Source organism: Ruegeria marisrubri, assembly GCF_001507595.1.
Taxonomy (GTDB): Bacteria; Pseudomonadota; Alphaproteobacteria; order Rhodobacterales; family Rhodobacteraceae; genus Ruegeria; species Ruegeria marisrubri.
The window spans coordinates 164,281-176,820 of record NZ_LQBQ01000035.1 but is presented as its reverse complement, the minus strand read 5'-3'; the positions used below and the strand labels follow the sequence as shown (position 1 = coordinate 176,820).

13 protein-coding genes are annotated in these 12,540 nt (G+C 66.1%); 8 read left to right on the top strand and 5 right to left on the bottom strand.

Annotation, left to right across the window (positions count from 1 at the left end; translation table 11 throughout):
* Positions 1-54: 54 nt before the first annotated feature.
* Both AVO45_RS15025 and AVO45_RS15020 read left to right on the top strand, forming a co-directional pair.
* Complete coding sequence (locus AVO45_RS15025) at positions 55-864, top strand: IclR family transcriptional regulator (protein WP_068348408.1); 810 nt, start codon at positions 55-57, stop codon at positions 862-864.
* Positions 861-2,207 carry an aspartate aminotransferase family protein gene (locus AVO45_RS15020; RefSeq protein ID WP_068348405.1) on the top strand — a complete coding sequence of 449 codons (1,347 nt, stop codon included), beginning with the start codon at positions 861-863 and terminating at the stop codon, positions 2,205-2,207. The genes AVO45_RS15025 and AVO45_RS15020 overlap by 4 nt, the downstream gene beginning before the upstream one ends.
* 16 nt (positions 2,208-2,223) lie before the next feature.
* On the opposite strand, the gene fliP is transcribed toward AVO45_RS15020, so the two are convergent.
* The 4 genes from fliP to fliF are packed head-to-tail and all read right to left on the bottom strand — an operon-like array spanning position 2,224 to position 5,453.
* Positions 2,224-2,961, bottom strand: coding sequence for a flagellar type III secretion system pore protein FliP (gene fliP / locus AVO45_RS15015; RefSeq protein ID WP_068348402.1), 738 nt, complete (start codon positions 2,959-2,961; stop codon positions 2,224-2,226).
* Positions 2,961-3,248, bottom strand: coding sequence for a FliM/FliN family flagellar motor switch protein (locus tag AVO45_RS15010; protein WP_068348399.1), 288 nt, complete (start codon positions 3,246-3,248; stop codon positions 2,961-2,963). The genes fliP and AVO45_RS15010 overlap by 1 nt, the downstream gene beginning before the upstream one ends.
* A complete protein-coding gene (locus tag AVO45_RS15005) occupies positions 3,241-3,840 on the bottom strand; it encodes a FliH/SctL family protein (protein WP_068348396.1) in 600 nt (199 codons plus the stop codon). Before AVO45_RS15005 ends, AVO45_RS15010 begins: the two co-directional genes overlap by 8 nt.
* Entirely contained in the window at positions 3,840-5,453 is a 1,614-nt protein-coding gene (gene fliF / locus AVO45_RS15000; protein ID WP_068348715.1) for a flagellar basal-body MS-ring/collar protein FliF, read from the bottom strand. Before fliF ends, AVO45_RS15005 begins: the two co-directional genes overlap by 1 nt.
* A gap of 118 nt (positions 5,454-5,571) precedes the next feature.
* Between fliF and AVO45_RS14995 the strand changes: the two genes are divergently transcribed.
* The 6 genes from AVO45_RS14995 (at position 5,572) to thpR (ending at position 11,197) form a co-directional block, all read left to right on the top strand.
* Entirely contained in the window at positions 5,572-6,072 is a 501-nt protein-coding gene (locus AVO45_RS14995; protein WP_068348393.1) for a flagellar basal body-associated FliL family protein, read from the top strand.
* Positions 6,073-6,081: 9 nt separating this feature from the next.
* Positions 6,082-6,510, top strand: a complete 429-nt coding sequence (locus tag AVO45_RS14990) for a hypothetical protein (protein ID WP_068348390.1) — start codon at positions 6,082-6,084, stop codon at positions 6,508-6,510.
* The gene (locus tag AVO45_RS14985) at positions 6,507-7,103 is read left to right on the top strand and encodes a MotE family protein (protein ID WP_068348387.1); all 597 of its coding nucleotides are present in this window, start codon (positions 6,507-6,509) and stop codon (positions 7,101-7,103) included. The genes AVO45_RS14990 and AVO45_RS14985 overlap by 4 nt, the downstream gene beginning before the upstream one ends.
* Positions 7,104-7,137: 34 nt before the next feature.
* Positions 7,138-8,007, top strand: coding sequence for a flagellar motor stator protein MotA (motA, locus tag AVO45_RS14980; RefSeq protein ID WP_068348385.1), 870 nt, complete (start codon positions 7,138-7,140; stop codon positions 8,005-8,007).
* 35 nt (positions 8,008-8,042) lie between these two features.
* Positions 8,043-10,202 carry a hypothetical protein gene (locus tag AVO45_RS14975; protein WP_157770178.1) on the top strand — a complete coding sequence of 720 codons (2,160 nt, stop codon included), beginning with the start codon at positions 8,043-8,045 and terminating at the stop codon, positions 10,200-10,202.
* Positions 10,203-10,660: 458 nt separating this feature from the next.
* Positions 10,661-11,197: an RNA 2',3'-cyclic phosphodiesterase gene (gene thpR / locus AVO45_RS14970; protein ID WP_068348378.1), complete on the top strand. Its 537-nt coding sequence runs from the start codon at positions 10,661-10,663 to the stop codon at positions 11,195-11,197.
* Here thpR and AVO45_RS14965 read toward each other — a convergent pair.
* Positions 11,158-12,528, bottom strand: coding sequence for an MmgE/PrpD family protein (locus AVO45_RS14965; protein ID WP_068348375.1), 1,371 nt, complete (start codon positions 12,526-12,528; stop codon positions 11,158-11,160). The two genes, thpR and AVO45_RS14965, sit on opposite strands and share 40 nt — an antisense overlap.
* Positions 12,529-12,540 lie beyond the last annotated feature (12 nt).

Here is a 12,540-nt window from a genome sequence, read left to right as displayed (position 1 = left end):
AATATCTTCTGTCAATCTTTTTCCGAAAATCACACGAGAGGATACCACGCGGCGATGTCGGTAGTCGAAAAGGCCATCGGTCTTCTGAATCACTTTTCCACGGCCCGGCCCGAGATCGGCCTGTCGGAGTTCTGCCGCCTTGCACGCCGCGACAAGGCGACGACCTATCGGCACCTCACCGCGCTGGAAGCCGTTGGGCTGGTTGAGCAAAACCCCACCACCAGGGCCTATCGCATCGGTCCGGCGGCGCTGCGCCTGGCCGAGTTGCGAGAGGCCACGGTGCCGCGCCGGGACGGCGTGTTGCAGCCCTTGGCAACGCTGGCGGACAGGACCGGGGAAAGCGCCCATGTCTCGGTTCTGTCGGGGTCGTCCCTGCATTCGCTGGCGGTGCACGAATCGACCCGGCACAGCACGCGCGTGGTGATCGACGTGGCGATTCTGCCGCTGCATGCCACCGCTTCGGGGATCAGCGCGGTTGCCTTCGGCGCCCCCGAGCTGCGCGATGCGGCGCTGGCGAACATGAACCGTTTCACCGACTTCACGCCAACCACCCCCGAGGCGCTGGATGCCGCCGTGGCCGAGGCGCGCCGCACCGGGATCAGCACCTCGGACAGCGGTTTCGAGGCCGGCGTTCACGGCATGGCCGCGCCGATCTACGACCAGTCGGGGGCGCTGGCCGGGGCGGTCGCGGTGGCCAGCGTCGCGACCCGCATGACCGCCGAACAGGAATTCACGAACCGGACCGCGCTTGTCGAGGCGGCCCGCCAGATCACGCGAAATTGGGGAGGGACGGTGCCGGCCGTGGTCGAAGCCGCCTGGGCGGACACCCTCACCCCCATGCCCAGAGAGGATGCGGCAAGATGAAGGATTCGAACTTTCTGAAGGAAAACAACGCCCGCCACATGTGGCACCCGATGACCTCGCCCGAGGACAGCCGGGTGAACCCTCCGAAAATCATCACTGGGGGCGAAGGGGTGCGCATCCGCGACATCGACGGGCACGAGGCCATCGACGCGGTCGGCGGGCTGTGGAACGTCAACCTGGGCTATTCCTGCGAGCCGGTGAAACAGGCGATTGCGGCGCAGCTTGACCGGCTGCCCTATTACTCGACCTTCCGGGGCACCTCGAATGACGCGGTGATCGAACTGTCCTGGGAACTGGCCCGGTTCTTTGCCCCCGACGGGCTGAGCCGCGCCTTTTTCACCTCGGGCGGCTCGGACAGCGTCGAGACGGCGCTGCGGCTGGCGCGGCAATATCACAAGCTGCGGGGCGAGCCGGGGCGGGTGAAGTTCCTGAGCCTCAAGAAGGGCTATCACGGCACCCATTTCGGCGGCGCGAGCGTCAACGGCAACGCCAATTTCCGCACCGCCTACGAGCCGTTGCTGCCGGGCTGTTATCACATTCCGGCCCCCTACACCTATCGCAACCCGTTCAACGAGAGCGACCCCGAGCGACTGGCGCAGCTCTGCGCGGCGGCGCTGGAGGACGAGATCGCGTTTCAGGGGGCCGACACGATCGCGGCCTTCATCATGGAACCGATCCTGGGTGCGGGCGGCGTGATCCCGCCGCACGCCTCCTTCATGCCGATGGTCCGCGAGATCTGCGACCGGCACGGGATCCTGCTGATCTCGGACGAGGTGATCACCGCCTATGGCCGCACCGGCGCCTGGTCGGGCGCGCGGCTGTGGGGGGTAAAGCCCGACATGATGTGCACGGCCAAGGCCATCACCAACGGCTTCTTCCCCTTTGGCGCGGTGATGATCGGCGACCGGATGATCGAGGCTTTCGAGGGCAATGCCAACGCATCCATCGGGCATGGATATACCTATTCGGGCCACCCGGTCGGCGCCGCCGCCGCGCTGGCCTGCCTGGCCGAGACCGAGCGGCTGAACGTGGTCGAGAACGCCGCCGCGCGGGGCGCCCAGATGTTCGAGGGTTGCAAGGCGCTGATGGAGAAACACGAGGTCATCGGCGACGTGCGCGGTGGTTATGGGCTGATGGTCGCGATCGAGATGGTCGGCGACCGGGCGACCAAGGCCGCGGCTGACAAGCCGGTTCCGCTGAAGGTTCAGGACGTGGCCTATCAGAACGGCGTGATGGTGCGCGTCTCGGGCGCTAACCTGATCATGTCGCCGCCGCTTGTGCTGAGCGCCTCGGACGTGGACGCCATCCTGGCGGCGCTGGACGCCGGATTCTCGGCGCTCTGACCGGAAGCGACCCGCATCAGGGGGCGTAGCTGCGCACCAGCGCCCCCGCGATCAGCGCCCAGCCGTCGGCGACGACGAAAAAGGCCAGCTTGAACGGCAGCGCGACCATGGCCGGCGGCACCATCATCATGCCCATCGACATGAGGATCGCCGCCACCACCAGGTCGATGATCAGGAACGGCAGGAAGATCAGAAAGCCGATCTGAAACGCCCGGGCGATTTCCGACAGCATGAAGGACGGCACCAGAACCGAAACCGGCGATGCGGGCGAAAGCTCGGCCGTTTCGGTATCCGGCCGTAGCGCGGCCATGGAGTGGAAGGTGTCGGGATCGACGCGCGCCGCCATGAAGGCGCGGAACGGCTGCATCGCGCGCTCCAGCGCCGGTTCCATCTCCATCGTCTCGTCGAGCATGGGCTGAATGCCCGTCACCCAAGCCTCGGAGAAAACCGGCTCCATGATGAAATAGGTCAGGAACAGGGCAAGGCTCACGATCAGCATGTTGGGCGGAGATTGCTGCAGCCCGATGCCCTGCCGCAGGATCGCCAGCACCGTCACCAGAAAGGGGAAGCAGGTGACCATGATCAACAGCCCGGGCGCCAGGCTCAGAACCGTTATCAGAAGGATCAGTTGAATGGCGCGGGCGGAGATCGAGCCGCCCTCTCCCAAATGCAGCGTCACCTCCTGCGCCGCGGCGACCGACGGCAACAGGGCGACCACGGCCGCCGCCACGAGCACCCGGAGAATTGCGCGCATCAGCCGATACCGTCCCCGAGGTCGGTGATCTCGGTCAGGCGCACCGCAAGCTGGCCGGGCTGGTCGCCCTCGATTTCCTCGAGTTGGCCGCGGGCGACGAGCTGATCCCCGACATAGAGATGGACCGGATCCTCGACCCGCTTGTCGAGCGTCAGAACCGCGTTTTCGCCCAGACTCAGCAGATCGCGGATCAACGGGCGGGCGCGCCCCACCGAGACGATGACCTCGATCGGCACCGCGTCGAACGGGTTCGGTTTGGTGGTGCCGTTTTTTTCGGTTTCACTCATGCAATGCTCCCTCCTTTGCCTGATACAAGAATGCGTCAAAGGCTTCGTCGATGGCGGCGAGCAAAGCCCTGCAGTCCACCTCGCATTCGGCCGTGCCCACGCGCAGACCGGCCTGGCCGGGCAGAAGCGCCGCGTCCTCGATCAGTTGCACCGGCATCGAAAACTCCCGCTCCAGCAGCGGCTGCAGTTCCCCGCCGACGCCCGGCGGCACGACCAGTTCGACCGGCTGGGCCATCTGGTCGCCGGCCATCTCCTTGAGCTGTGTCACGATCTGCTGCCCGAAACCCTGCTCCAGCATCTGCGGCAGCGCGATCTTCACAAGGCTGTGGAACAAGGGCTCCAGCGACAGGGTCATTCGGTGCAACGCCTCGTGATAGGTGAAGGAAAGGGTTTCCAGGGTCTCGGCAAGCGATGCTTCGATGCGGTTCCGGCTCACTTGCTGGGCGCTCAGGGCGTCTTCCCATCCGGCGGCGTAGCCGCGCTCGAAAGCCGCCAGGCGCTCTTCCTCCAGTGCCTCTTCCGACATCGGGTGAACCGTCACGCCACCCCTTGGGTCCGCGTCGAAATGCTCCAGCAGATGCGCGATCGGCATCAAGCCTCCTCCTCGCTCTCTTCAAGCCAGCTGCGCAGGATCTCGACCGTCTCCTCCTGCTTGTCGCCGATCAGCTCCCGCAGACGCTCGACGGCCTGTTCCGTTCCGGCCGTGGAAATCGCGGCAACCGGCGGGCGCCCCTGGCCCGCCCCGATTTCAGCTGGAACGGCGGCGACCTCCTCGCCCTCTGCCGCCGCGATCTCTCCGTCCAGCACCCGCAGCCCGCCGGCCGCTGCCTCACCACCTTGATCGGCGGCGGGCAAGGCCGGCAGGGGTTTCGGATTGGTCAGGATCGGCCGGATCACGAACAGGCCCAGAAACAGCGCCACGATTGCCAGCGTCGCCATCTGGATCAGCGACATCATGTCGAGGCTGGACTTCTGCCAAAGGCTCGACTTCGCCAGAGTGCCCTGCGGCTCGAAGGCCGGCAGGTCGAGCGATTTCAACGTGATGACATCGCCGCGCTCGGCGTCGAAGCCGACGGCCGAAGCCACCAGTTCACTCAGGGAATCCAGCTCTTCCTGGGGAAGCGGCACGAAGACCTCGGCGCCGGATGAATCCGTGCTCCGCGTCCCGTTCACGAGAACGGCAACCGTCAGGCGCTTGATCGCGCCCGGAACCCGGACCACCTCGAGCTCGGTTTCCGAAACCTCGTAATTCACCCGTTCGCGGGTCTGGCTGGACGTGGCGTCGGACCGGTCGCCGTCGGCCGCGTCACCGTCGGGAAGGTTCGACGCCACCGTCACCTCGGAGGACTGGTTGCGGGAGCTGTCCGACCGCTCTTCCACATCGGTGCTGATGGCGACGCGCCCGTTGGGGTCGATGCGCCGTTCACGGATCGATTCGGTTTCGGTGACCGTTTCGACGCTGACCTCGACCACCGCGTTGCCGGGACCGACCCGCGCCTCGACCAGACGCAGAACCCGTTCGCGAAGACGCTGCGCCTGATCCTCGGCATTTCCGGCGCCGCCGGCCGTTTCCTCGGCCCCGATCACGGTGCCGGCGGAATCGATCACCGCGACCTTTTCAGGCGACAGGCCGCTGACCGCCGAGGCGACGAGGAACCGAACCGCCTTCGCCTGCGCAGGAGTGACCGGAGCCCCCGCCGCGACCAGATAGACCGAAGCCGTGGGTTCCACGCCACGCTGAAACGGGTTGGCCGACCCGTGCGCGATGTGAACACGCGCCTGTCCGATATGGGGGCTGGCCACGATCGTGCGGGCCAGTTCACCTTCCTTGGCGCGCCAGTAGGCGGCATCGAACATCTGCGACGTGGTGCCAAAGCCACTGAGCGAATCGAGCAGTTCATACCCCTTGGAGCCATTGGCGGGCAGGCCTTCGCTGGCCAGCGTCATGCGAAGTTCGTCCCGCCGGGCGGCGGGCACGTAGATCGAGCCGCCCCGAACCTCGTAGGGCACCCCGCGCTGGTCGAGCGCGCGCACGATGTCCCCGGCCGAGCCGCTTTCCAGCCCGGCAAAAAGCAGGGTCATCGACGGCGTCGTCGCCAGGCGTGAAAGAACCAGAAGGATCAGGAACACCGCCAGAGCGGCACCGACCACCGTAATCCGCTTGCGCCCGTCCAACCGCGACCAGACAGCCTTGATCTGCTGCACATGCACCTCCGTCCCGCCACCGTTCTGCGTGGCTCGCCTTCTGTTTGGACGATGGCGCTTAACAATCGGTTAGTGCCTGAGCGGTTATGAATCGGTCGCACGCAGCAAAGAGGATGCCATGGCCGATACAGCCGCAGAGACAGGAGATCGACCCGAGAAATCCGGCAAGGCCGGGCTGATCACAGGCATACTGCTCGCTCTCGCCGGAGCTGCGGGCGGGTTTTTCCTGATGACGTCCGGCGTGGTTCCGCTGGGCCTTGCCACCGGCAAGGCCGACGCCGCTGCCGGTGGATCGCATTCCTCTCCCGCCGCGTTTCCGGCCGTTGCATTCGTGGACCTGACGCCGGTCGTCGTCGACCTGCAGACGGGCGGAGGCATGGGGCATCTGCGATTTCACGCCCAGCTGGAGGTTGCCGAGGAACACGCCGCCGACGTGGAAAGGATGCGCCCCCGCATCATGGATGTTCTCAACGGATATCTTCGGGCGGTCGAGGTGGCCGACCTGAAGGACCCGCTCGCCCTGACCCGCCTGCGGGGGCACTTGCTGCGCCGGATCAACATTGTCGTGGGCGAGGGGCGGGTGCGCGACGTTCTGGTCGGCGAATTCGTGCTGAACTAGGAGACGGAATTGGAACTCATTGCGGATATCCTTCTGGTCGCCGGTGCATTGGGCGCTGGTCTCTACTGTTTCGTTCTGGCGCGGCGGCTGAAACGCTTCACCGATCTTGAAAAGGGTGTCGGAGGCGCGGTGGCGGCTCTTGCGTCACAGGCGGAGGAACTCAACAGGTCGCTCGCCGCGGCGCGGTCCGCCTCGGATCAATCGAACGTGGCCCTCGAAGGTCTCACGGAGCGTGCCGAATCCGTCGCCCAGAGGCTGGAGCTGATGATGGCATCCATGCACGACGTTCTTCCTGACGGGGCGGAGGATGATCGCCGGAAGGGCAACGCGGCGCCGGAGGAGCCGAAGGACCGGGAACAGGACCACGACGGACCGGAACCCGCTGCGGAACCGGTGTTCTATCGCCGCGAGCGCGGAACCGACGGGGTCCAGCGATGATGTTTTCGGCAAGATCCGGCCCTTCGCGGCAGTCACGGGGCGGCCCCCTGTTCTTCATTGCCGTCCTCATGATCGGCTCGGCGCTGCTTCGACTGGGCCTGCAGGCGGGGCCGGCTCTCGCCCGCGAACTGGCGGCACCCCCATCGGATGCGCAACCCGGTCAAACCCGGGAAACGACCGAACACGCGCGCTTGAACAAGGTGCTGCAGGAGCTTTTGAAGCGTGACGAGGCCCTGAAGCGGCAGGAAACCGAGATGCAGGACAGGCTCAAGGCGCTGGAAATCGCGGATCAGGCGATCGAGAGCAGATTGTTGGCCCTAGCAGAGGCCGAAGAGTCACTCCGGGCCACGATGGCGATGGCCGAAGTCGCAGCCGAGAACGACCTGGCACGCCTGACCGATGTCTACGCCAAGATGAAGCCGAAGGAGGCGGCGGCGCTGTTGGAAGAGATGGACCCGGGTTTCGCGGCCGGATTCCTCGCCCGCATGCCGCCCGAGACGGCGGCGGGCATCATGGCCGGCCTCAGCCCGCAGGCGGCCTATACGATCAGCGTCGTACTGGCTGGCCGCAACGCTGCGGCGCCCAGAGAATAGGGTTTTCGGCAAGCTGATTTTCCGGAGATAGGGAATGGTTGGACTCATAGGAATTGCCGTCGTCTTCGCCATGGTCTTCGGCGGTTATCTGGCCGCCGGCGGCAAGATGGCGATCATCTTGAAATCACTGCCTTTCGAAATGATGATGATCGGCGGCGCCGCAGTTGGCGCCTTTCTGATCAGCAACGACCTGGGCGAGGTCAAGCACACGGTCAAGGACATCGGAAAGGTCTTCAAGGGCCCCAAGTGGAAGCCCGAGGACTACCGTGACCTTCTGTGTCTCCTGTTCTCTCTGATCCGCATGGCGCGGACGGATCCCGTCGGGGTCGAGCAGCACGTCGAGGAGCCCGAGAACTCCTCGCTGTTCGCAAAATACCCAAAGATCCAGTCCGATCATGAGGCGGTTGAACTGATCTGCGACACGTTGCGCTCGGCCGCCATGAACTATGACGATCCCCTGCAGGTCGAGGTCGTTCTGGAAAAACGGATGGAGGCGCTGTTCCGCCACAGGATGCATTCCAGCCATGCCCTGCAAACCGCCGCCGACGGTTTGCCCGCGCTGGGAATCGTGGCCGCGGTCCTGGGCGTGATCAAGACGATGGGATCGATCGATCAGCCACCCGAGATCCTGGGGAAACTCATCGGCGGCGCGCTGGTCGGCACGTTTCTGGGAGTGTTTCTGGCCTATTGCCTCGTTGGCCCTTTCGCCAGCAAGCTGAAGGCCATCGCCGAAGAGGACGAGCATTTTTATCAGCTCATCAAGGAAGTGCTGCTTGCCAATCTGCACAATCACTCTGCCGCCATGTGCATCGAGGTCGGACGCCAGAACACGCCGGCACACAACCGTCCGGGCTTTTCCGAGCTCGAAGACGCGCTCAGAGAACTCAAGCAGGCCGCGGCATGAGATGCCTGGCGACCGCACTCCTTGCCCTGGTCTTGATGGCGACACCGGCAGCTTCGCAAGAGATCCCGGTGCGATCGGGTGACCATGAAGGTTTCACGCGGCTGGTGTTCCGAATTCCGCCGGACACGGTCTGGCGTCTCAGCCACCGCGACCGGGGCGCGGGGCTGACCGTCGATCTGCCGAACGCGGTGTTTTCCACCGACGGGGTATTCGACCGCATTTCACGAAGCCGCTTGAAATCCCTGCGACAGGCAAAGCCCGGGGCAAGCCTGGAGATGACGTTTGCCTGCGATTGCACCGCAACCGGGTTTCTCTACGCCCCCGACATGATCGTGGTGGACATCGGTCCGGCGCCTGTGCCCGCCGCGCCCCCGGTGATCCCGCTGCCTGCGGCCGACGAACTGCTGCGGGCGGCGGCATCGTCGGACGGGTCGGCGCGGTCCGGAGCCGACGATCTGCTCTCGTTCCCGCAAGGCGGGCTGCCAGTTTCGCCGCACTCCCTTCCGCTCGCGGCGATCGAACAGCAATTGCTGTCGCAGATTGTCAAAAACGCGGATCGCGAGGTTGTCGACCTGGATATCGCGGAAGTCGGTCCGAGACGGTCCCTTGTCCTTGGAAATTCCGCGATGCGTCCGCCCCTGCCGGACTTGCGAAACATCGCCGTCGGGTCGGTTCTGGATGAGGCGCGGGGCGGGGCTGCGGCACGTAAACCTTTGCAGGAACGGCGGCGGGCCTGTATCAGCGATCAGGAGTTGGACTTTGCGAACTGGTCCGACGGGTCATCCTTTTCCGAACAGGTTTCGACCGCGCGCCGGGCGTTGTTCCAGGAGTTCGACCGGCTCGATCGTGCCGCGGCTTTGCAACTGGCAAGGACCTACGCCTATTTTGGATTCGGCTCCGAGGCGATCCGCGTTCTGTCCCTGATGGATCCCCCTGCCGAGGGCGCGAGGCAGATCTGGGCGATAGCGGCCGCCATAGAGGGCCGGGCTCAAATTGCCGACAATCCATTTTCGGGCATGCAGCATTGCGAAGGCAACGCCTCCCTTTGGGCAGTTCTGACCACGGGAGAGATTGAAGGCCGTGTTTCGCCCGGCCCGGTCGAACAGGCCTTTGCACGGCTCCCCGATCACTTGAAGGGGCATTTCGGCCCCGACTTGTCCCGGATCATGACAAGGGCGGGCCATTCGGAAGCGGCCAGGCGGATCCTGCGATCGGTCGCGCGGAGCGGCTCTGACAGGCGCTCGGAGGTGGCCCTTGCCGAGGCAGAACTGGCCGCTGCCTCAGGCGATACGGAAACGGAAGAGCACCGGCTGACCGAGGTGGTCACGGCGCAGGCGGCTCCGGCCGAAGCTCCTCTTGCGCTGGCCCGGCTGGTCGAAAAACGCTGGTCCGAAAGGGGCGCGATATCGGAGAGCGAGCTGGAACTGGCCGAATCCTTTGCGCAGGAGTATCGCCAGTCGGAAATCGGGCAGGAAATGGCGCTGGCGCATGCGCTGGCCCTGGCGCTGGGTCAGGAATTCGACAGGGCGAGCGACAGGCTTGCCCTGCTTGCCGAAACAGGGCGCGCCCCGGAGTGGACCCGGACCGCGGATCGTGTTGCGGTCCTGCTGGCCGAAAGGGCGGACGACATCACCTTTCTGGCCCACGTGACGCAACCCGGCCCGGAAATCACAGCGGCGCTGTCCGCGCCAACGGCGATTGCCATTTCCGACCGGTTGACGTCTCTGGGATTTCCCTCCCTCGCCCTGACATTCACGGCGCGCCCCGGGAACCGGCATCTGCCACCCGCGGGAAAACTGGCCCGTGCCCGGGCCGCGCTTGCCTCGGGGCGGCCGCGTCAGACCGAGCTCGAACTGGCAACGATGGACACCGAAGAGGCCTTGCGTCTGCGCGCGCAGGCGGCATCCGAGATCGGAGAGTTTCGGGCCGCGGCGGAGCACCTGTTGCAGATAGACGATCCGCACTCGGCTGCACGAAACCTTTGGCTGGCCGGGGCCTGGGAAGAGGCGGCGAAGACGGTGAACACCAGATACGGTGCGATCGCCCGCCTCAGCCGCGACCTGTCGGCGGATCTGGAACGCCCGCCGACGACACCGTTGGCCCACGCCGAATACCTGCTGGAGAACAGCAGCCGCACGCGTGACTCGATCGCCGAGATGCTGCATGCACTCGAGCAAGGCGCGGAGGGTTCCTGATCGTCGAGCCCAAGGGTTTGCCAAAGCCCCGTTGCAGGAACGGGCCGCGCATGCGCCACGGCAAGGAGAACGGGACAGATACCGCCCGGGCCGGGCAATGCCGTTTCACTCCGGCGAGTGGCGATCTTGCCGACTTCGCTGCCGAGATGAACCGCGCTGCTCCATGCCCTCGAGGACGGTCTGGAGGCGCGGGCAGGGGCCGGGATCCCTCTGCCAGGGCCGATGCCGCGGTCGACCGGGCAGCGACCGCCCGGCGATGACCGGCGCGACGCCGCCTCCGTCGGATGGGAACCGGGCATTCCCGGGCCGCGCGAACCGCCCATCGGGAGCGCCGCGCGTGGCCTGACGGACCATCCTGGTGGTTTCATCCTCGGCCGCGGCGTTCCGCCCGATGCGCCGCCCCCGCTGCGTCCGGAAGGGTTTCCCGGCCACCCGTTCAATCGCCTATTATCGTTTTCATGCGCAGCTTTGTAGCGATTCCCTTGACCGATGACGCCGCTAGGGCGCTGGCGGCAGTGCAGCGGCGCCTGGACGTCGGGCGCCGCGTGCCGCGGGACAACCTGCACCTGACCCTGGCGTTTCTGGGCGATCAACCCGAGGAAACCCTGGGAACCCTGCACGAAGAGCTTCTTCGGATCCACTGTGAGCCGTTTGCCATTTCCCTGTCAGGGCTTGGCCAACACGGCCGCGCGGTTCATCTGGCCGTGCCCGAAACGCCGCCCCTGACCGACCTGCACGACCGTATAAACCGGGCCGTCAACCGCGCGGGCATCTCCCTGCCCCGCCGCCGTTTCCGCCCGCACGTCACCATCATCCGCCTGAAATCCGGAACGAGGCTGCGGCGGCTGCGCGGAGAGGTTGCCGGGTTTCGCTACGAAAACATGCCTGTCGATCACTTTGCGCTGTTCGCCTCGACCCTGCACCCCGAAGGTGCCCGGTACGAATGCCTAATGGACTACCCGCTCACCGCGTCTCGGGACTTCGCCGGATCGTAAAGCAGCCCGGCCAGGTCGGAAAACCGGCTGTCCGGATCGGTCAGCCCCAGAATGGCGTCGCGGATCGCGGCGGCGCGGGCCTCGCCGATGGCCGGGGCGGCGAAATCCAGGTACTTGCCGATCACGTCCTGCCGGCTCATCGGGGCCTCGGGCCCGCCGCGGGCATGGGTGTCACCCGAATCCAGAACCCGGCCATCGGTCGTGGTGATCTGCACGTCCGCCCAGCGCCCGTCCGGAAACCGCGCGCTGTGCCGGGGGGATTCGCTGATCGCGATGCGCTGCAGGAACCCCGCAACCGTCGGATCACTCAACCCGCCGCCTGAGATGTGCTCGACCCCGATCCGCCCGTGCACGGCCTGAACCGCCACGGCGAAGGCCAGCGAATACTGCGCCTGCGAGGTGGTGGCGGGGATGCCGGGATACAGGCAGGCGGCTTCGTGAAAGCTGTTTACCTGAAGGTGCCGGATCTGGCGGTGGGTCAGGTCATGCGCCTGCATCAACGCGCGGGTGGCGTCGATGGCGGCATGGGCCCAGCGGCAGATCGGATAGGGTTTCACGTATTGATGTTCCATCTGCCAGAAGCGGCCCAGATCCTGCCAGAAGGGCGCGGCGCGGTCCTCCTCGATGGTGATGGCGGGGGCGCCGGTAAAGCCGCGCTCGGCCAGAACCGCCGCCGACATGCCCACCATCACGCCCCAGCCCGAGCCGTCATGCAGCATGGTCGGGTTGGCGATCTCGCGCATCATCTGGCTGCGGGGGCCGTGGTATTCGGCGATGCCCAGCGCCTGCCGCAACTGGTCCGGCGAATGCCCGCGCAGGCGCGCCGCCATCGCGGCGACGCCCAGCGCGTTCCAGGCGCCCGAGGTGTGATAGTCGCTGACGGTGGCGTGCAGCGCGATGCCGGCGCGGCCCGCGATCTCGTATCCGACGATCACCGCCGCTAGCGCCTCGGGGCCTGTCAGGTCCGGGCAGTGCTGGGCCAGAACCGCCAGGGCGGGAACGACGACCACGCCGATATGCCCCTTGGTCGGGTTGTAGCCGTCGTGACCGTCGAGATTGTCGGTCTGCGTCGCCGCCGCGTAGGCCGCACCCGCCAGGCTGACCTGACGCCCGTCGAACAGCATCCGCGCCGAGAAGCGCGGATCGGTCGAGGCGTAAAGCAGCGCCGCGGTGTCCCGCGCGATCACACCGGCCTCCATCGGGGCGGATGCGATGAGAATGCCCATCGTGTCCAGCACCATCAGCGCGGCCGCGTCGCGGGCGCTGGCGGGCATGTCCTCGGGCCCTCGGTTCAGGGCAAAATCGGCGACGCGGTGGAAGGTGTCGGTCATGCGGTCCTCGCT